This is a genomic window from Nocardioides bruguierae (assembly GCF_023656415.1).
Lineage (GTDB): Bacteria > Actinomycetota > Actinomycetes > Propionibacteriales > Nocardioidaceae > Nocardioides > Nocardioides bruguierae.
On record NZ_JAMOIL010000014.1, the window covers coordinates 55,386 to 75,590 of the forward strand.

A 20,205-nucleotide genomic window follows, 5' to 3' on the forward strand; every position below is an offset into this window, starting at 1 on the left:
GCCGATGCTGGCACCGGCCTCAGCACCGGCGGCAGGGTCGGTGGACCCGGGTCAGCCCAGGTCGGGCACGTCGGTGGCACGCCCGGTGAAGGTGGGGTCGCGCTTGTCCAGGAAGGCGGCCACACCCTCCTTGCCGTCACCGACGGACGCCAGCCACATCGCGAGGCTATCGCGGCGGTGCGCCTCCAGCGGGTGGGTCGCGCCCGCTCCGGCGTTCATCAGACGACGGGTCATCGCGACCGCGGCGGCCGAGCGCCCCACGACGAAGGAGCGGGCCAGGGCGACGGCGGCCGGCACCAGGTCCTCGGGCTCGTGCACGGACCGCACCAGCCCCACCTCCAGGGCGTGGTCGGCGTCCACCACGTCGGCCGAATAGACCAGCTCCAGTGCTCGCGGCAGGCCGATCAGGCGGGGCAGGAAGTACGAGGACGCGGCCTCGGGCACGATCCCGAGCCGGCCGAAGACGAACCCGATGCGTGCCCGGCTGCCGGCCATCCGCACGTCCATCGCGAGCGTCATCGTGGCGCCGATGCCGACGGCGGCGCCGTTGATCGCCGCCACCACCGGCTTGTCGCAGTCGTGGATCGCCAGCGTCAGCTTGCCGCCGGTGTCGCGCACCCCGCTCTCCCAGGGCTCCTCGGTCAGGTGCTCGCGCAGGTCGGCGGCAGTGGGGGAGAGCGTCTCGTCGAGGCCGAAGACGTTGCCCTCGCCGGTGAGGTCCATGCCGGCGCAGAACGCCCGCCCCTCACCGGTGACGACCACCGCGCGCACGGCGTCGTCGGCCTTGACGGCGCGGAACGCCTCCAGCAGCTCGCGGGCCATCGTCAGGTCGAAGGCGTTGAGCTGCTCGGGCCGGTGCAGGGTCAGGAGCAGGATGCCGTCCTCGTCCAGCTCCCAGCGCAAGGTCTCGAAGTCCACGGGTGTCTCCTCACGACGTCGGTCACGGCATCGTTTCAGCGACCGCGGTCGTGGGGTGTGGCGGGGGTTACGTGCCCAAGGTCCGCGGGTGGCGCAATCGACGCTTCACCCCGCCACGTCGGACGCGTAACAGCAGATTCCTACCGTCGGGACCACGACCCCCGCGAGCCTGGATCGAGACGACGTGACCACGAGAACGATGCACTTGAGCATCAACCTGACGGAGTACGGGCGGCACTCGGGGGCCTGGCGGCACCCGCAGGCGGACGTCTCGCAGATCCCGAACCTGGCGGCCTACCAGCACGCCTGCGAGTGGGCGGAGAAGGGGTTCTTCGACCAGGGTTTCCTCGCCGACAGCCCGGTCCACACGTGGGGCCCGACGAGCACGACGACGACCCGCCTGGACGCCATGGAGATGGCCGGCGCGCTGGCCGCGAGCACGACCCACCTGGGCCTCATCGCGACGATGTCGACCAGCTACACCGACCCCTACGAGGTCGCGCGCCGCGGCGCCTCGCTGAGCAACCTCTCGGGCGGGCGCATCGGCCTCAACTTCGTCGCCTCCCAGGGCGACGAGATGGCTCGCAACTACCAGCTGGCCAACGAGAACCCGCGGCCGGTGCGCTACGCCCGCTACCGCGAGTACCTCGAAGTCGTGACAAGGCTCTGGGACGCGGCTCCCGACGGCGACGGACCGGGGGAGCGCGTCTCCTTCCACGGTGAGCACCTGGACCTCGAGGCGACGCTGGACGTCGCCAAGCCGGCGCACGGGCGCCCGATCATCGTCCAGGCCGGGCAGTCGGCCGAGGGCCGCGACCTGGCCGCCCGCTGGGCCGACGCGATCTACGCGGCCGGCACGACGGTGGAGCACGGTCGCGAGTACTACGCCGACATCAAGCGCCGCGCCGCCGCCTACGGCCGCGACCCCGACGGCATCAAGGTCATCATGGGGATCGCGCCGTTCATCGGCGAGACCACGGCCGAGGCCCACGAGCTGCGCCACCTGCTCGACGACTTCCACGCCGAGGGCGCGGACACGATCGCGCACCTCTCCCGCGTCCTCGAGCACGACCTGTCGGGGTACGACCCGGCCGGGCCGCTGCCGTTCGACGAGCTGCCCGAGGTCCGCTCGGCCAGCGTCGGCATGGCGACGATGTTCGTCCGCATCGCTCGCGAGGAGGGCCTGACGCTGGAGCAGATCGCCTACCGCTCCTACGTCGGCGGCCTGGCGAACATGCAGTTCATCTCCACCGGCGACCCCGTGCACGTGGCCGACGAGATGCAGCTCTGGTACGAGACGGGCGCGGCGGACGGCTTCTCGCTGGTGGCGCCCAACGTGGGCCCGACGATGGAGAACTTCGTCTCCCTGGTGGTGCCGATCCTCCAGGAGCGCGGCGTGGCCCGCACGTCCTACGAGGCCACCTCGCTGCCCGGCCACTTCGGTCTCACCGCACCGCTCGACCCCCGGCACACGCTGCCTGCCGGCGCACAGAGCCTGCCGCTGTGACCGCCCTGTCGGAGAAGCCCGCCGCCGCGCCCCCGGGCTCTGCGGGCACCGTGCTGCGCCGGTTCGCCGGCCCGGTCTACGTGCCGGCCACCATGTACGCCATCGGTCAGGGCGCCGTCTTGCCCATCCTCGGAGTCGCCGCCCACAACCTCGGCGCGAGCTACGCGACCGCGGCCCTCATCGGTGGACTGCCCGCCGTCGGCGTCCTGGTCGGGGACGGCCCGGCGGGCTCGTTCGTGGCCCGGGTGGGCGAGAAGCGAGGCATGCTCGTCTCGGCTGCCCTGACCCTGATCTGCTGCCTGGCCGTCGTGCTCGCCGGCTCGCTGGTCGTGCTGACGATCGCGGCGCTGGTCAGCGGCGCGGCGTCCTCGATCTTCCTGCTCGCTCGGCACAGTCTGCTCACCGAGCTGGTGCCCCCGCACTTCCGGGCCCGCTCGCTGGCGCTGCTGGCAGGCACCTACCGGGCCGGCATCACCATCGGCCCGTTCGCGGCGGCCGCCCTGATCGCCCGGTTCGGGGTGCTCTCGGCCTTCTGGATACAGGTCGTCGCCTGCCTGGTCGTGAGCGCTTACCTGCTGATCGCGCCCGACCCCGAGCGCGAGCTCAAGCCCCAGCACGTGATCGACCAGCCGAGCCTGGGCCTGGTGCGGATGGCCCGCGAGCACGCCTCGGTGCTGGTGATGGTCGGCGGACCGATGGCGATCCTCATGCTGCTGCGCAACACGATGACCGTCATCGTCCCGCTGTGGGGCGTGGCCATCGACATCCCCGAGTCGCAGATCGCGATCGCGGTCGGCATCTCGGGCCTGCTCCAGCTGGCCCTCGTCTACACCGCCGGCCAGCTGGCCGACCGGTTCGGCCGCATGTGGGTCGCCATGCCCGTCACCGTCGGCATCGCCCTGGGCCACCTGCTCCTGCTCACCGCCCACGAGCTCGTCGGCTACGTCGCGGTCGTGTGCCTGCTCTCGATCGCCAACGGGTTCGGCGGAGGCATCATGATGACCATCGGCTCGGACCTCGCGCCGCTGGGCCGGGCGCCGGAGTTCCTCGGCCTGTGGCGCCTGGTCAACGACGGCGGTGGCGCGGTCGCGCCGTTCGTCCTCTCCGGCGCTGCGGCGCTGGTCTCGCTGAGCTTCGCGGCCGCCACCCTCTCGGGCATCGGGCTCGTCGGCGCCGGGCTCCTCTGGCGGTTCCTGCCGCGCTACCTGGAGAGGGGACGCGTGTGAACGCCCCACTGGTCTGGCTCGACGCCGAGCTGCGCGACCTCGACGTCGTGCCCGCCGGCGTCCGCGGCGAGTTCGTGGTGCCCGGTGTCGTCCCGACCGCGGGGCTCGACGAGGTCGAGCTCTTCCTCCCCGGCCACGGGTGGGGGGACGCCCTGGGCGGCCTGCTGGCGAGGATGCCGTCCCTGCGCGTGGTCCAGACCCTGTCGGCCGGCGTCGACCTGCTCGGGCCGCTGGTGCCCACGGGCGTGACGCTGTGCAACGGCCGCGAGGTGAACACGGTCTCCACGGCCGAGCTCGCCGTCGCGCTCACCCTCTCCAGCCTGCGCGACCTGCCGCGGTTCGTCCGCCAGCAGGAGACCGGCACCTGGGAGGAGACCTGGGGCGAGAACCTCGCCGAGCAGCGGGTCCTGGTGCTGGGACACGGCTCCATCGGCCAGCACGTCGGTCGCCTGGTCTCCGCCTTCGGCGCCGAGGTGGTGCCCGTGGCCCGCACGGCCCGTGAGGGCGTCCACGACTTCGCCGAGCTGCCCGCGCTGCTGCCCACCGTCGACGTCGTGGTGGTCATCGTGCCGCTGACCGACGAGACACGCGGCATGGTGGACGAGGGGTTCCTGGCCGCGATGCCGGACGGGTCGCTGCTGGTGAACGTCGCCCGGGGCCCTGTTGCCGACACGGATGCCCTCACCGCCGCCTGCGCCTCGGGGAGGCTGCGGGCTGCCCTGGACGTCACCGCCCCCGAGCCGCTGCCGGGCAATCACCCGCTGTGGCGGATGCCGAACGTGACGATCACCCCGCACGTGGGCGGCAACACCCACTCCCACGCCCAGCGCTCGCGCCGTCTCGTGCGCGACCAGCTGGCCCGGTTCGCCGCGGGCGAGCCGCTGCTCAACGTCGTCGCCGGCCAGTACTGAGCGCGGTCGCGCCACCCGGGTGTCCCGGTCGCACCCGGTGGCGTAAATAGGCCTTCACCCTCGTCGTCCGGTCGCGTAACGCGCGATTTCTAGCGTGGCCGCACCAGCAACACAGCCCCGACGACGAAGGACGCGTGCATCGGTGTCAGCGGACATGTTCCACCTCGGATGGTTCTACTCGAAGGGCTTCGGCCCCAAGGCGTGGAAGCACCGCTGGGCCGGGCCGGAGAGCTCGGTCCGTGACTTCACGAAGCCCGACAACGCGGTCTTCCTCGCCCAAGCGATGGAGCGGGCCGGCTTCGACTACCTGATGATCGAGGACTCCTCGAACGTCCCCTACACCTACCAGGGCAGCCACAACGCCTACCTGGAGCACTCGGTCGACACCCCGAAGCTCGACCCGACCGTCCTGGCCACCTACGTCGCCATGGGCACCAAGCGCCTGGGCTGCGTGGTCACCTGCTCCACCACCGAGTACCAGCCGTTCATGCTGGCCCGGAAGTTCAACGCGCTGGACCACGTCTCGGACGGCCGCATCGGCTGGAACATCGTCACCGGCTCCAACGACGGCGGCGCGCAGAACTACAACCGCGACAAGCAGTGGCCCCACGACGAGCGCTACGACATGGCCGACGAGTTCCTCGACGTGTGCCACCGCCTGTGGCGCTCGTGGGACGACGACGCCCTCGTGCTGGACCTCGAGAAGGGCGTCTTCGCCGACGGCGACAAGGTCCACCCGATCGACCACCACGGCAAGTACTACAAGGTCCGCGGCCCGCTCTCGGCGCCGCCGATGCCGCAGGGCAGCCCCGTCCTGTGCCAGGCCGGCGGCTCCGCCCGCGGCCAGCGGTTCGCCGGCACCTGGGCCGAGACGATCATCGCCGCCCCGCGCGGCGTGGAGGCGATGAAGGCGTTCCGCGCCAACGTCCGTGCCGCCGCCGTCGAGCAGGGGCGCGACCCCGACTCCATCAAGCTCATGTTCCTGATCTCGCCGATCATCGACGAGACGGTGGAGCGCGCGAAGGAGCGCCAGCAGATGCGCTACGACGACGCCGAGCGCGACCTCGACTTCGGCCTCGCCTCCCTCTCCCGCGGCACCGGCATCGACTTCTCCCAGTTCGACCTGGACGCCCCGATCCCGCACCTGGAGAGCAACGGCCACCAGTCCAGCGCCCGGGCGCTGGAGGGCAAGATACTGCGCGACGTCCTGCGCTACCAGCGGGCTCTGGAGTGCGTGCCGCTGGCCGGCACCGCCGACTCCGTGGCCGCCGAGATGGACGAGCTCATGCAGGAGGTCGGCGGCGACGGCTTCCTCCTCATGGACTCCTACCACTCGCGCCGCTACATCACCGAGATCACCGACGGCCTCGTGCCCGCGCTGCAGAAGCGCGGCCTGACCCGCACCGCCTACGAGCACGAGCGGTTCCGGGACAACCTCATGGCGTTCTGACGCGCCTCCCGCACCACACCCCAGCCACCACCGCACCACAGACACAGATCGAGAAGGGTCGTTGCGTCCCCATGAGCGCTGACATGTTCCACCTGGCCTGGTTCTTCTCCAAGGGCTTCGGGCCCAAGGCCTGGAAGCACCGCTGGCACGGTTCCGACGTCGCCCGGTTCACCAAGCCCGACACCGGCGTCTTCCTCGCCCAGGCGCTCGAGCGCGCCGGCTTCGACTACTTCATGATCGAGGACTCCTCGAACGTCCCGTACACCTACCAGGGCAGCCACAACGCCTACCTGAAGCACTCGGTCGACACCCCGAAGCTCGACCCGACCGTCCTGGCGCCCTACCTGCTCCAGGCGACCAAGAAGCTCGGCATCGTCGTCACCTGCTCCACCACCGAGTACCAGCCGTTCATGCTGGCCCGCCTCATGAACACGCTGGACCACGTCGGCGACGGCCGCATCGGCTGGAACGTCGTCACCGGCTCGAACGACGGCGGTGCGCAGAACTACAACCGCGACAAGCAGTGGCCCCACGACGAGCGCTACGACATGGCGGACGAGTTCATGGAGGTCTGCAAGGGCCTGTGGACCGGCTGGGACGACGACGCCCTCGTGCTCGACCTGGAGAAGGGGATCTTCGCCGACGGCGACAAGGTCCACCCGATCCACCACGACGGCAAGTACTTCAAGGTCCGCGGCCCGCTCTCGGCCCCGCCGAGCCCGCAGCGCACCCCCGTCATCTGCCAGGCCGGCGGCTCGCCGCGCGGCCACCGGTTCGCCGGCACCCACGCGGAGACCGTCATCACCTCGGCGAACAACCCCGAGGACATGAAGCGCCAGCGCGAGGCGATCCGCCAGTCCGCGGTGGACGCCGGGCGCGACCCCGACAACATCAAGGTGCTGTTCCTCGTCTCCCCGGTCATCGACGAGACCATGGAGATGGCGCGGATGCGCTACTCGGCCTCGCTCGAGATCGACGACAACGAGGTCGAGTACCAGCTGGCCTCGCTCTCGCGGCAGTCCGGCATCGACTTCTCCCAGTTCGCCCTCGACGAGCCCCTCCCGGCCGTCCTGGAGAGCAACGGCCACCAGTCCATGGTCAAGAAGTGGGAGGGCAAGGTCCTCAACGACATCATCCGCGGCAACCCGCTCAACGCCGGCTCCAACCACTTCGTGGGCACCGCCGACTACGTGGCCGCGCACATGGACGAGGTCATGCAGGAGGTCCGCGGCGACGGGTTCCTCTTCGTCAACTCCTACTTCTCGCGCCGCTACGTCACGGAGATCACCGACGGCCTGGTGCCCGAGCTGCAGAAGCGCGGCCTGACCCGCACCGCCTACGAGCACGACCACTTCCGCGACAACCTGATGGCGTTCTGAGGCACGAGGAGACCCGCGTGACCCGACAGATGCACCTGAGCCTCAACCTCACCGAGTACGGCCGCCACGACGGCGCCTGGCGCGACCCGGCTGCGGACACCTCCCGCATCCCGAACCTCGCCGCCTACGTGCACGCCGTGCAGTGGGCGGAGAAGGGCTGCTTCGACCAGGCCTTCTTCGCCGACACCCCGGTGCACCCGTGGGGTCGGGTGTTGATCAGCCCCAGCCGGGTCGACCCGCTGGAGATGGCGGCCGTGCTCACCGAGGCGACCGAGCGCATCGGGATCATCACGACGGTCTCCACCACCTACAACGAGCCGTTCGACGTCGCCCGCCGCGGCGCCGCGCTCTCGCTGCTGTGCGGCGGCCGGCTGGGGCTGAACTACGTGGCGTCCTCGGGCGACCACGTGGCCCGCAACTTCGGGCACCCCGGCCAGCTGCCGCACGACGAGCGCTACGTGCGCTCCAACGAGTTCCTCGAGGTCGTGACCGACCTGTGGGCCCGGGCGGCGACGCCGACCGAGCCCGCGGAGCCGCTCGCCCACCACGGGGCCTTCTTCGACGTCGAGGGCTCCCTGGACGTCCACCGCCCGCCGCTGGGGCGGCCGATCATCGTCCAGGCGGGTTCGTCGGAGGAGGGCCGCGACCTGGCTGCCCGCTGGGCCGACGCCATCTACGCGGCCGGCTCGACCATCCCGCGGGCGCAGGAGTTCTACGCCGACATCAAGCGCCGGGCCGCCGACCACGGCCGCGACCCCGACACGGTGAAGGTCATGCTCGGCATCTGCCCCTTCCTGGGCGAGACCCAGGAGGAGGCCGAGGCGCTGCACGCCCGCCTGGACGGCTACCACGCCGAGGGTGCGGACACGATCGGGTTCCTCGGCACGATCCTCGAGGCCGACCTCTCCGCGTACGACCCCGACGGCCCGCTGCCCCTGGACGAGCTGCCCGAGGACCTCGCGGGCATCGACGCGGCCGGCTCCTCCATGGGCAAGCTCTTCCGCCGCATGGCCGCGGAGGAGGAGATCACCATCCGCCAGCTCGCGCACCGCGCCTACGTCGGTGGCCTCGGCAACATGCAGTTCGTCGCCACCGGCACGCCCGAGCACGTCGCCGACGTCATGCAGGAGTGGTTCGAGGCCGGCACCTGCGACGGGTTCTCGCTGGTCGCTCCGTCGATCGGGCAGACCATCGAGGCGTTCGTGACGCACGTCGTGCCGATCCTGCAGGAGCGAGGCCTCATGCGCACCGGCTACGAGGCCGACACCCTCGCGGGCCACTTCGGCCTGGAGACGCTGGGCGTGCCCGGCACCCCGTCGCGAGCGGCCGGCACGGGTGGCACCGGGGGTACCGACGACGAGGCGGCGGCCTGATGGTCACCGTCGCGCTGCTGCGGGTCGACGCGGACGCCTCACCGTCGGCCCTGCTCGCCGCCGCCGGGTCACTGGCGGCCGCGGGCGTGGCCGGCGTCGGCTTCCTCGACGCGGCCGACCTCGGCACCGACCTGGGTGCCACCGAATCCTCCCTGCTCGCCACCGCCGCGGCCCTCGAGCTCGAGGGGGTCGGCGTGGTCGGCACCCAGTCGGGCCTCTACGGCTTCCCGTACCACTCCGCGCGCCGGTTCGCGACGCTCGACCACCTCTCCGGCGGGTACGCCGGGTGGCTGGTGCGCACGACGTCGTCCGGGCCCGAAAGCCTCGGTCACGCCTGGCGCTCGACCGGGGACCGGGCCGCGGAGCTCGGCCGCTGCAGCGAGCACCTGGAGATCTCCTACCGGCTGTGGGACAGCTGGGAGGACGGCGCCCAGTGGCCCGACAAGGAGACGGGCGACTTCAAGGACGACAGCCGCATCCACAGCATCGACTACGTCTCGGAGGCCTTCCAGGTCGCCGGGCCGCTCGACGTGCCGCCGTCGCCGCAGCGGCGCCCCGTCATTCTCGTGGGCGTCAGCACCGTCGCGGAGGCCGCCGCCCTCGGGCCGTGGACCGACGTGGCGGTGGTGACCCCCGGTCCGGACGGCAGCGCACCGCTGGTCGTCGCGGCCCGCGAGGCCGGGGCTTCGCTGGTCCTGCTCCGGGTCGACGACCCCGCCGACCCGGCCTCGGCGGCCACCCTCGCCGCGGCCGCCGGCGCCGACGGCGTCGCCCCGGTCCTCTCGGTGGAGGCGGCCCTGACCTGGTCCGACGTCGCGTCCGCCCCGGCCGGCGGCACCTTCGCGGAGCGCCTCGGCCTGGCCACATTCGAGCACGGGAGCCGCACCGCATGAGCACGACCTCGCAGATCCTGCTCGGGCTCAACTGCACCGAGTACGGCCGCCACTCCGGCGGGTGGATGCACCCCGAGAGCGACGTCTCGCAGATGCCGAACATCGGCGTCTACGAGCACCTGGCCCGCACCGCCGAGCGCGGCTTCATGGACCAGCTCTTCGTCGCCGACAGCCCGGTGCACAACCGCGGACGCCTCAGCATCGGCCCCACGCGCATGGACCCGATGGCGCTCGCGCTGCTGATGGCCAAGGTGACCGAGCACATCGGCGTCATCGCCACGATCACCACCAGCTACAACGAGCCCTACGACATCGCTCGCCGGGCCGCGGCGCTCTCCGTGCTCACCCAGGGCCGCTCCGGCATCAACTTCGTCGCCTCCACCGGCGACGCGATCGCCCGCAACTACGACCTGCCGGGCCAGCTCGACCACGACGCCCGCTACGCCCGCTACGAGGAGTTCATCACCGCGGTCACGCGGCTGTGGGCGTCCTCCGCGCAGGAGGGCACGGCGGCGACGGCGGTGCACGTGGCGGGGGAGCACGTCACGCTGGACACCGCCCTCGACGTCCCCCGGGCGCCGCTGGGCCGGCCACTCATCGTGATGGCGGGTTCCTCGCCCGAGAGCCGCGACCAGGCTGCCCGGTGGGCCGACGCGGTCTACGCCGCCGGCCGCCCGCTGGACGGGGCGCAGGAGTTCTACGCCGACATCAAGCGGCGGGCAGAGGCCTACGGCCGCGACCCCGACTCCATCAAGGTGATGCTCGGGCTCACCGCCTACATCGGCGACACCGTCGAGGAGGCCGCCTCGCTGGAGGCCACACTCGACGGCCTGCACGCCCGCGGCGCCGACACGATCGGCTACCTCTCCGGCGTCCTCGAGCTCGACCTCTCCACCTACGACCCCGACGGCCCCGTCCCGTTCGACGACCTGCCCACCGCCGTCTCCTCGGCGAGCGTCAGCCAGTCCGCGCTGCTGACCCGGATGGCGCGCGAGCAGGGCCTGAGCATCCGCGAGGTCGCGTTCCGCGCCTACGCCGGCGGCCTGTCGAACATGCAGTTCCGCGAGGCCATGACTCCGCCGCAGATGGCGGACGTCATGGAGCGGCTGGTACGAGGCCGGCACCTGCGACGGCTTCACGATCGTCGCGCCGATCGTGCCCCGCACCATCGACGACTTCGTGGACGGCGTCGTCCCGCTGCTCCAGCAGCGGGGGCTCGTCCGCACGCAGTGGGCGCCGCGGCCCACCACGCACGCCTTGCTGCTCGGCCTCACCGAGCTGGACCCGCGCACCTCACGCACCACCGTCCCCACCACCGAGAACACCCCAGAGCGGAGCCCCGCATGATCGTCGCCACGTTCCTCACCCTCACCGGTGACACCACCCTCGAGCAGGTCGTCGGCACGAGCCAGCGACTGGAGCAGGCGGGAGCCTCCTCCGTCGGCCTCCTCGACGGCGCCGACACCGGCCTGGGTCCCACCCCGTTCGAGTCGACCACGCTGGCTGCCCGCGTCGCCGCAGTGACCTCGACCATCGGCGTCGTCGCGACCGACTCGGCCCTCTACGGGTTCCCGTACCACTCGGCCCGCCGCCTCGCGACGCTCGACCACCTGGCTGCGGGCCGCAGCGGCTGGCTCCTGCGCCACAGCACCGGCGCTGAGGAGGCGGCCGCCTACGAGTGGCGCTCCACCCTCGGCCGCGCCGACGAGCTGCACCGCGCGAACGAGTACGTCGAGATCGGACTGGAGCTGTGGGACAGCTGGGAGGACGGCGCTCAGTGGCCCGACAAGGAGTCCGGTGACTTCAAGGACGACTCCCGCATCCACCCGATCAACTACCGCTCCACGTCCTTCCGCGTGGCAGGGCCGCTCGACACCCCGCCCTCGCCGCAGCAGCGACCGGTGATCTTCGCCCAGGTGGGCACCCTCGAGGAGGCCCGCTACCTGACCGTGTCGGCCGACGTCGTCGTCCTGGCCCCCGAGGCCGGCACCGACCTGGCCGAGCTGGCCGGCACCGTGCGTGCCGCCGCCGAGGCCGCCGGCAGCCCCGTGACGCTCCTGGTCGCCGGTGAGGTCGACGGCCTCCTGGGCCTGGCCACCGCGGCCGACGCCACCGCCGCGGTCGCCGCGATCGGCGCCGACGGCGTCGCACTGCACGGTGCTCCCGCGGCCGGCGACGCGCTCGTCGCCGCGCTCGACGGCCTGGGCCTGGCCCCGGTATCCGAGCCCGGCACGCTGGCAGCTGCCCTGGGCATCGAGCTCCCGGTCGGCGGTCGGGCCGCCTGATGTCCCTCATCCACCTCAGCCTCAACCTCAGCGAGTACGGGCGACACTCGGGCGCCTGGCGGCACCCGGCCGCGGACGTCACCGCGATCCCGAACCTCGCGGCCTACGTGCACGCGGTGCAGTGGGCGGAGAAGGGGTTCTTCGACCAGGCCTTCCTGGCCGACAGCCCCGTCCACGCCCCTGGGCGCACGAGCGTCACCGGCACCCGCGTGGACCCGCTCGAGATGGCCTCGCGGCTGATGGCGGTCACCGACCACATCGGCGTCATCGCGACCCTCTCCACCAGCTACAACGAGCCCTTCGACGTGGCCCGACGGGCGGCCTCGGTCGCGAGCCTGAGCGGCGGACGCCTCGGCGTGAACTACGTGGCCTCCACGGGTGCCGCGATCGCCCGCAACTTCAACCGCTCCGACCAGCTGCCGCACGATCAGCGCTACGCCCGGGCTCACGAGTTCCTCGAGGTCGTCACCCGGCTGTGGGCCGGTGCCCCCACCGTCGACGCCCCGGGCACGCCGATCAGCCACCACGGCCGGTTCTTCGACGTCGAGGGTGTGCTCGACGTCCAGCGGCCGCCGCTGGGCCGTCCGGTCATCATCCAGGCCGGCTCCTCGCCCGACGGCCGCGACCAGGCCGCCCGCTGGGCAGACGCGATCTACGCCGGTGGCTCCTCGCTCGAGGCCGGCCAGGAGTACTACGCCGATATCAAGAAGCGCACCGCCGACTACGGCCGCGACCCGGAGTCCGTCAAGGTCATGCTGGGTCTGGCCCCGTTCCTGGCCCCGACCGACGAGGAGGGCGAGCAGCTCAAGACGCTGCTGGACGACTTCCACGCCAAGGGAGCCGACACGATCGGCCACCTCTCCGGCCTGCTGGAGATCGACCTCAAGGCATACGACGCCGAGGGCCCGCTGCCGTTCGACGACCTGCCCGAGGTCAAGGCCGCCAGCGTGAGCCAGGCCGGGCTGTTCGCCCGCATGGCGCGCGAGGGCGACCTGACCATCAGCCAGACCGCCTACCTCTCCTACGTCGGCGGGCTGGCCAACATGCAGTTCGTCGAGTCCGGCACCGCCGAGCGCGTCGCCGACACCATGCAGGAGTGGTTCGAGGCCGGCACCTGTGACGGCTACTCCCTGGTGGCGCCGAACATCGGCCACACGATCGAGTCCTTCGTGACCGGCGTGGTGCCGATCCTCCAGGAGCGCGGCCTGGCCCGGACGTCGTACGAGAGCACCAGCCTGGCCGGCCACTTCGGGCTCAGCGAGCTCGACGACCGCGCGAGCGCGTGGGCGGTGGCCTGATGAGTCGTCCTTTCCACCTGGCCTGGTTCACCTCGTTCAAGCCGCCGGCCTGGCGCTCGCCCTGGGGCGGTGTCTCGGGCGAGGAGTGGATGACCGGCGAGTACTACGTCTCGATGGTCAAGCAGCTCGAGCGTGCCGGCTTCGACTTCATCATGTTCGAGGACTCCAGCCTCGTCAGCGAGGCCCTCGGCGGCACCGCGGAGATGGACCTCAAGCACGGCCTGCACTCGCCGAAGCTGGACCCGTTCCCGCTGCTGCCGGTGCTGGCCCGCGAGACCGAGAAGATCGGCCTGATCGCGACCGGGTCCACCTCCTTCTACCCGCCGTTCATCCTGGCCCGCGTCATGGCCACGATGGACCACCTCACCGGCGGTCGCGTCGGCTGGAACGTCGTCACCTCCTCCCAGGACATCGCCGCGCAGAACTACGGCATCGACAAGCTGCTCGAGCACGACGAGCGCTACGTGCAGGCCCAGGAGTTCCTGGACGTCGTCAAGGCGCTGTGGGACTCGTGGGAGCCGGGCGCGGTCGTGATGGACCGCGAGACCGGCCACTACGCCGACCACACCAAGGTCAGCCCCATCCACCACGAGGGCACGTACTTCAAGGTCCGCGGCCCGCTCAACATGCCTGCGGGCCCGCAGGGTCACCCGGTCATCTGCCAGGCCGGCGGCTCGCCCGCGGGTCGTGACTTCGCGGCGCAGCACGCCAACGCCATCGTGGCGACCAACCCGCTGCTGCCCAGGATGAAGGAGTACGCCGACGACATCCGGGCCCGCGCGGAGAGGCTCGGCCGCGACCCCGACGAGATCCGCGTCCTCTTCCACCTCTCGCCCGTCGTCGGCGAGACCGAGGAGGAGGCCTGGTCGGTCTGGCGTCGCACCTACGGCATGGAGGACCCCCTGCAGGTCGAGCAGACCCTGGCCATCCTGGCTGCGGTCACCAGCATCGACTGGAAGCAGTTCGACCTGGACGAGCCGTTCCCGCAGGGCCTCACCACCAACGGCCACCAGTCGGTGCTGGACGACCTCATGGCCCGCAACGTCGGCAAGACCCTGCGTGAGTCGCTGACCGAGCGCGCCCAGATGGGCCCGCAGACCGTCGGCACCGTCGCGCAGGTCGCGGACCGGATGGAGCAGATCGTCGAGGACACCGGCATCGACGGCTTCCTCATCCGCGCCGAGACGGGCCTCTCCCACACCCGGCGCTACATCGACTCCATCTGTTTCGGACTCGCCCCCGAGCTGCAGCGTCGCGGCCTCGTGCGCACCGACTTCCCGCACGCCACCTTCCGCGACAACCTGCTCGCCTTCTGACGCTCCCGAAAGGCTCCACCATGGCCGCCAAGCCCTTCCACCTCGCGTGGTTCACCTCCTTCAACCCGCCGTCGTGGCGCTCGCCCTGGGGCGGCGTCTCCGGCGAGGAGTGGATGACCGGTGAGTACCACCTGTCGATGATCAAGCAGATGGAGCGCGCGGGCTTCGACTTCATCATGTTCGAGGACTCCACCATGGTCTCCGACGCCATGGGCGGGACCCAGGAGCTCGACCTCAAGCACGCGCTGCACTCGCCGAAGCTGGACCCGTTCCCGCTGCTGCCGATGCTGGCCCGCGAGACCGAGAAGATCGGCCTGATCGCCACCGGGTCGACCTCGTTCTACCCGCCGTTCATCCTGGCCCGCGTCATGGCCACGATGGACCACCTCACGGGCGGACGGGTCGGCTGGAACGTCGTCACCTCCTCCGAGGACGTCGCCGCGCAGAACTACGGCATCGACAAGCTGCTCCCGCACGACGAGCGCTACGACATGGCCGAGGAGCACGTCGGCATCGTCAAGAAGCTCTGGGAGTCGTGGGAGCCGGACGCGGTCGTGATGGACCGGGAGACCGGCCACTACGCCGACCACACCAAGGTCAGCCCGATCCATCACGAGGGCACGTACTTCAAGGTCCGCGGCCCGCTCAACATGCCGGCCGGCCCGCAGGGCGTGCTGCCGATCTGCCAGGCGGGCGGGTCGCCGCGCGGCCGCGACTTCGCCGCCAAGCACGCCAACGCGATCGTCGTGACCCAGCCGATCGTCTCGAAGATGAAGGAGTACCGGGAGGACATCCGTGCCCGCGCGGAGAAGTTCGGGCGTGACCCCGACGACGTGAAGGTGCTCTTCCACCTCTCGCCCGTCATCGGCGAGACCGAGGACGAGGCCTGGGAGCAGCACCACCGGCTCTTCGGCATGGAGGACCCGCTGGCCATCGAGAAGGTGCTGGCGATGACCGCCGCGGTCACCGAGATCGACTTCGGCAAGTACGACCTCGACGCGCCCTTCCCGCAGGACCTCACCACCAACGGCCACCAGTCGGTGCTGGCGGACCTGATGGAGCGCAACAAGGACAAGACGCTGCGTGAGTCGCTCTCCGAGCGCGCGCAGCTCGGCCCGCAGGTCGTCGGCACCCCGACGTCCGTGGCGGACCAGATGGAGGCGCTGATGGAGGAGGTCGGCGGCGACGGCTTCCTGATCCTCGCGGCGCCGCACACCCGCCGCTACATCGACGCCATCTGCTCCGGCGTCGCCCCCGAGCTGCAGCGTCGCGGCCTGGTGCGCACCGAGTACCCGCACGCCACCTTCAAGGAGAACCTGCTCGCCTTCTGAGCAGGACTCCCCGGCACCAGCAGCACGCACCGCCCCGACGCACAGAGACGAGTCCTCCCGTGACGAAGCCCTTCCACCTCGCCTGGTTCAACTCCTTCGCCCCGCCCGCATGGGCGTCCCCGTTCGCGGGCGACGCGGGCAACGAGTGGTTCACCGGCGAGTACCACGTCGACATAATCAAGCAGATGGAGCGGGCTGGCTTCGACTTCATCATGTTCGAGGACTCCACGTTCGTCCCCGAGACCTACGGCGGCAGCTCCGAGATCGCGCTGAAGTACAGCCAGCACGCGCCGAAGCTCGACCCGATGGCGCTGCTGCCGATCCTGGCCCGCGAGACCAGCCACATCGGCCTCGTGGCCACGGCCTCGACGTCGTTCTACCCGCCGTTCATCCTCGCCCGCCTCATGGCGACGCTGGACCACCTGACCAAGGGCCGCGTGGGCTGGAACGTCGTGACCTCCTCGGAGGACATCGCCGCGCAGAACTACGGCATGGACAAGCTGCCCGACCACGACGTGCGCTACGAGGTCGCCGAGGAGTTCGTGGACGTCGTCAAGCAGCTGTGGGACTCGTGGGAGCCGGGCGCCGTGGTGATGGACCGGGAGACCGGTCGCTACGCCGACCACACGAAGGTCCACCCGATCCACCACCGCGGCAAGCACTTCGCCGTGCGCGGCCCGCTGAACATGCCCCCGGGCCCGCAGGGGCACCCGGTGCTCTGCCAGGCCGGCGGCTCACCGGCCGGCCGTGACTTCGCCGCGAAGAACGCCACCGCGATCATCGCGACCAACCCCGTCATCTCGAAGATGAAGGAGTACCGCGAGGACATCCGCGCCCGCGCGGAGAAGTTCGGCCGGGACCCCGACGACATCAAGGTGCTCTTCCAGGTCTCCCCGGTCGTCGCGGAGACCTCCGAGGGCGCCAAGAAGGCTCACCACCAGCGGTTCGGCGCCCTCAGCCACGCCCAGATCGAGCAGACCCTGGCCGGCATCTCCTCGACCACGGAGATCGACTTCTCCCAGTTCGACCTCGACGCGCCCTTCCCGCAGGACCTGAAGACCAACGGGCACCAGTCGATCCTCGACGACTTCATGAAGCGCAACAAGGGCAAGACCCTGCGCGAGTCCATCGAGGAGCGCTCGCAGTTCGGCCCGCCGATCTTCGGCACGCCGGCCGAGTGCGCCGACCGGATGGAGGAGATCGTCGAGGAGGTCGGCGGCGACGGGTTCCTCATCATGAGCCCCTCGACCCGCCGCTACATCGACGAGATCTGCTCGGGCCTGGCCCCCGAGCTCCAGCGCCGTGGCCTGGTGCGCACCAGCTACCCGCAGCCCACGTTCAAGCAGAACCTCCTCGGCCACTGAGCCGGGGCCACCCCTGAGACCGGAAGCAGAGACCCGACAGTGAGTGCAGACCCCTTCCACCTCGCGTGGTTCGCCGCCGACGGCTTCGGCGTGAAGTCGTGGGGCAAGACCTTCTCCGGTCGTGGCGGCCAGGACTGGGCCGACCCGGCCCTGTGGATCGACCTGGCCCAGGCGCTCGAGCGCGCCCGGTTCGACTTCATCATCATCGAGGACTCCTCGTACATGCCGGACACCTACGGCGGCACGTCGGAGGCCTACCTGAAGACGGCCACGGCCACGCCGAAGATGGACCCGAGCGTCCTCGCGCCGCTGATGAGCCACGCGACGAAGAAGATCGGCATCGTCCCGACGATGTCGGTCTCCGAGCACCACCCCTACGGCCTGGCCCGCACCATCAACACCCTCGACCACATGTCGCAGGGCCGCACCGGCTGGAACATCGTCACCGGCTCGAACGACAACGCCGCCAAGAACTACGGCCTCGACGACTGGCTCGAGCACGACGAGCGCTACGACATGGCGGACGAGTTCTTCGACCTCGCCTGCCGGCTGTGGACCTCGTGGGAGGAGGACGCGGTCGTCCTCGACGAGGCGACGGGCACCTGGGGCGACTTCACCAAGGTCCACACCGTCGACTTCCAGGGCACGTACTTCTCCTCGCGCGGCCCGCTCAACGCACCGCAGTCCCCGCAGGGCCTGCCCACGTTCGTGCAGGCCGGCGGCTCACCCCGGGGCAAGAAGTTCGATGCCCGCGCCGCCAACGCGATCATCTCGGGCGTCGAGGGCGGCCCCGCCAAGATGAAGGCGTTCCGGGACGACATCCGCGCCCAGGCCGCCCTGGCCGGGCGGTCGCCGGACGACGTCAAGGTGCTGTACCTGATCTCGCCGATCATCGCCGAGACCGACGAGGAGGCGTGGGCCAAGCGTCGGCGCCAGACCGAGTTCGCCGAGGCCCACCCGGAGATCGGGCTGCTGCACCTCTCGCGGCACTCCCGCATCGACTTCTCCCAGTGGGACCTCGACGAGGTCATCCCCGAGGGCACCACGACAAACGGCCACCGGCAGCAGCTGGAGCAGTGCATCGGCAAGACCCCGCGCCAGATCCTGCGCGAGGGCTTCGGGCAGGGGAACTTCGAGATCGTCGGCTCGCCCGACACCGTCGCGGCCCAGCTCGACGAGGCGATGGAGGAGGTCGGCGGCGACGGGTTCCTCATCGCCTCGCGCGACCTGAACCGTCGCTACATCTCCGAGATCGCCGACGGCCTCGTGCCGGCGCTGCAGCGCCGCGGCGTGGTGCGCGAGGAGTACTCCCACGACACCTTCCGCGACAACCTGCTGGCCTTCTGAGCAGAACCGCCGCGAATCCGCCGCGGAAAGCCGTAGCGCAGCCCATCTCCGGACCGGTCCGCCCACGTCAGCGTGGGCGGACCGGTCTGTTTCAGGGGGTGGTCGCTGGCGTAATGGCGACGTCCCTCGGCCTTATCGGGACCGTGACGACCGCTGCCTACGTTCCTCCACGTCCGAGAAAAACTCTTCGAGAGGTGGGCCCCACCATGTCGGCCAATCCCTTCCACCTGGCCTGGTTCGGCGCCGGCGGCTTCGGCGTGAAGTCGTGGAACAAGACCTGGTCCGGCCGCGGCGGCAAGGACTGGGCCGACCCCCAGCTCTGGATCGACCTGGCCCAGGGTCTGGAGCGCGCGCGCTTCGACTTCATCATCATCGAGGACTCCAGCTACGTGCCCGACGCCTACGGCGGCACGGCCGAGGCCTACGTCAAGTCGGCGACGGCGACGCCCAAGATGGACCCCAGCGTCCTGGCGCCGCTGATGAGCCACTTCACCGAGAAGATCGGCATCGTGCCGACGCTGTCGGTCTCCGAGCACCACCCCTACGGCCTGGCCCGCAAGATCAACACCCTCGACCACATGTCGAAGGGCCGCACCGGCTGGAACATCGTCACCGGCTCCAACGACAACGCCGCCAAGAACTACGGCCTCGACGGCTGGCTCGAGCACGACGAGCGGTACGAGATGGCCGAGGAGTTCTTCGACCTCGCCTGCCGGCTGTGGACCTCGTGGGACGAGGACGCCGTGGTGCTCGACGAGAAGACGAACACGTGGGGCGACTTCACGAAGGTCCACACGGTCGACTTCCAGGGCAAGTACTTCTCCTCGCGGGGCCCGCTCAACGCCCCGCAGTCCCCCCAGGGCCTGCCCACGTTCGTGCAGGCCGGCGGTTCCAAGGCCGGCCGCAAGTTCTCCTCCCGCGCCGCCAACGCGATCATCTGCGGCGTCGACGGCGGCCCGGCCGCGATGAAGGAGTTCCGCGAGGACGTCCGTGCCCAGGCCGCGGGCCACGGGCGCAACCCCGACGACGCCAAGGTGCTCTTCCTCGTGCACCCGGTCGTCGCCGAGACCGACGAGGAGGCGTGGGCCAAGCGTGAGCGCCAGAAGGCGTTCGGCGAGGCGCACCCCGAGCTGTCGCTGCTCCACCTCTCGCGGCACTCGATGATCGACTTCTCCCAGTGGGACCTCGACGAGGTGATCCCCGAGGGCACGACCACCAACGGTCACCAGCAGATGATGAAGCAGGCCATCGGCAAGACCCCCCGCCAGATCGCGAACAAGGGCCCGGGTGGCCTCGAGCTGGTCGGCTCCCCCGACACCATCGCCGCGAAGATGGACGAGGTCATGCAGGAGGTCGGAGGCGACGGGTTCCTCTTCGCCAACTTCGACCTCAACCGGCGGTTCATCGCGGAGATGGCCGACGGCCTGACCCCCGCGCTCCAGCGGCGTGGGCTCGTGCGCGAGGAGTACACGCACGACCACTTCCGCGACAACCTCCTCGCCTTCTGACCAGCGTGTGGCCGGTTCCGGCGGGGGGGGGGCCCCCCCCCCCCCCCCCCCCCCCCCCCGGGGGGCCCCCCCGGGGGGGGGGGGAGGACAATAAACCCC

General features: G+C 70.9%; 15 protein-coding genes. 14 read left to right on the forward strand and 1 reads right to left on the reverse strand.

Features of this window, described 5'->3' with window-relative positions; all coding sequences use genetic code 11:
• Positions 1 to 51: 51 nt before the first annotated feature.
• Positions 52 to 918: a crotonase/enoyl-CoA hydratase family protein gene (locus M8330_RS12580; RefSeq protein WP_250827607.1), complete on the reverse strand. Its 867-nt coding sequence runs from the start codon at positions 916 to 918 to the stop codon at positions 52 to 54.
• A 205-nt stretch (positions 919 to 1,123) separates the two neighbouring features.
• On the opposite strand from M8330_RS12580, the gene M8330_RS12585 reads away from it, so the two are divergent.
• From M8330_RS12585 to M8330_RS12650, 14 genes are all read left to right on the forward strand, one after another.
• Entirely contained in the window at positions 1,124 to 2,425 is a 1,302-nt protein-coding gene (locus tag M8330_RS12585) for an NtaA/DmoA family FMN-dependent monooxygenase (RefSeq protein ID WP_250827608.1), read from the forward strand.
• Positions 2,422 to 3,651, forward strand: a complete 1,230-nt coding sequence (locus tag M8330_RS12590; protein WP_250827609.1) for an MFS transporter — start codon at positions 2,422 to 2,424, stop codon at positions 3,649 to 3,651. Before M8330_RS12585 ends, M8330_RS12590 begins: the two co-directional genes overlap by 4 nt.
• Entirely contained in the window at positions 3,648 to 4,562 is a 915-nt protein-coding gene (locus M8330_RS12595; protein ID WP_250827610.1) for a 2-hydroxyacid dehydrogenase, read from the forward strand. Before M8330_RS12590 ends, M8330_RS12595 begins: the two co-directional genes overlap by 4 nt.
• Positions 4,563 to 4,716: 154 nt before the next feature.
• Entirely contained in the window at positions 4,717 to 6,012 is a 1,296-nt protein-coding gene (locus M8330_RS12600; RefSeq protein ID WP_250827611.1) for an NtaA/DmoA family FMN-dependent monooxygenase, read from the forward strand.
• Positions 6,013 to 6,083: 71 nt separating this feature from the next.
• A complete protein-coding gene (locus M8330_RS12605; protein WP_250827612.1) occupies positions 6,084 to 7,391 on the forward strand; it encodes an NtaA/DmoA family FMN-dependent monooxygenase in 1,308 nt (435 codons plus the stop codon).
• A 17-nt stretch (positions 7,392 to 7,408) separates the two neighbouring features.
• Positions 7,409 to 8,764, forward strand: coding sequence for an NtaA/DmoA family FMN-dependent monooxygenase (locus M8330_RS12610; RefSeq protein WP_250827613.1), 1,356 nt, complete (start codon positions 7,409 to 7,411; stop codon positions 8,762 to 8,764).
• Positions 8,764 to 9,657: an LLM class oxidoreductase gene (locus tag M8330_RS12615; protein WP_250827614.1), complete on the forward strand. Its 894-nt coding sequence runs from the start codon at positions 8,764 to 8,766 to the stop codon at positions 9,655 to 9,657. The genes M8330_RS12610 and M8330_RS12615 overlap by 1 nt, the downstream gene beginning before the upstream one ends.
• Positions 9,654 to 11,942: an LLM class flavin-dependent oxidoreductase gene (locus tag M8330_RS12620; RefSeq protein WP_250827615.1), complete on the forward strand. Its 2,289-nt coding sequence runs from the start codon at positions 9,654 to 9,656 to the stop codon at positions 11,940 to 11,942. The genes M8330_RS12615 and M8330_RS12620 overlap by 4 nt, the downstream gene beginning before the upstream one ends.
• Positions 11,942 to 13,240, forward strand: a complete 1,299-nt coding sequence (locus tag M8330_RS12625; protein ID WP_250827616.1) for an NtaA/DmoA family FMN-dependent monooxygenase — start codon at positions 11,942 to 11,944, stop codon at positions 13,238 to 13,240. The genes M8330_RS12620 and M8330_RS12625 overlap by 1 nt, the downstream gene beginning before the upstream one ends.
• On the forward strand, positions 13,240 to 14,556 hold the full coding sequence (locus M8330_RS12630; protein WP_250827617.1) for an NtaA/DmoA family FMN-dependent monooxygenase: 1,317 nt from the start codon (positions 13,240 to 13,242) through the stop codon (positions 14,554 to 14,556). Before M8330_RS12625 ends, M8330_RS12630 begins: the two co-directional genes overlap by 1 nt.
• A gap of 20 nt (positions 14,557 to 14,576) precedes the next feature.
• Positions 14,577 to 15,887: an NtaA/DmoA family FMN-dependent monooxygenase gene (locus M8330_RS12635; RefSeq protein ID WP_250827618.1), complete on the forward strand. Its 1,311-nt coding sequence runs from the start codon at positions 14,577 to 14,579 to the stop codon at positions 15,885 to 15,887.
• 59 nt (positions 15,888 to 15,946) lie between these two features.
• Entirely contained in the window at positions 15,947 to 17,251 is a 1,305-nt protein-coding gene (locus M8330_RS12640; protein WP_250827619.1) for an NtaA/DmoA family FMN-dependent monooxygenase, read from the forward strand.
• Between the two features lie 39 nt (positions 17,252 to 17,290).
• Entirely contained in the window at positions 17,291 to 18,598 is a 1,308-nt protein-coding gene (locus M8330_RS12645) for an NtaA/DmoA family FMN-dependent monooxygenase (protein WP_250827620.1), read from the forward strand.
• A 206-nt stretch (positions 18,599 to 18,804) separates the two neighbouring features.
• Positions 18,805 to 20,106 carry an NtaA/DmoA family FMN-dependent monooxygenase gene (locus M8330_RS12650; protein ID WP_250827621.1) on the forward strand — a complete coding sequence of 434 codons (1,302 nt, stop codon included), beginning with the start codon at positions 18,805 to 18,807 and terminating at the stop codon, positions 20,104 to 20,106.
• Positions 20,107 to 20,205 lie beyond the last annotated feature (99 nt).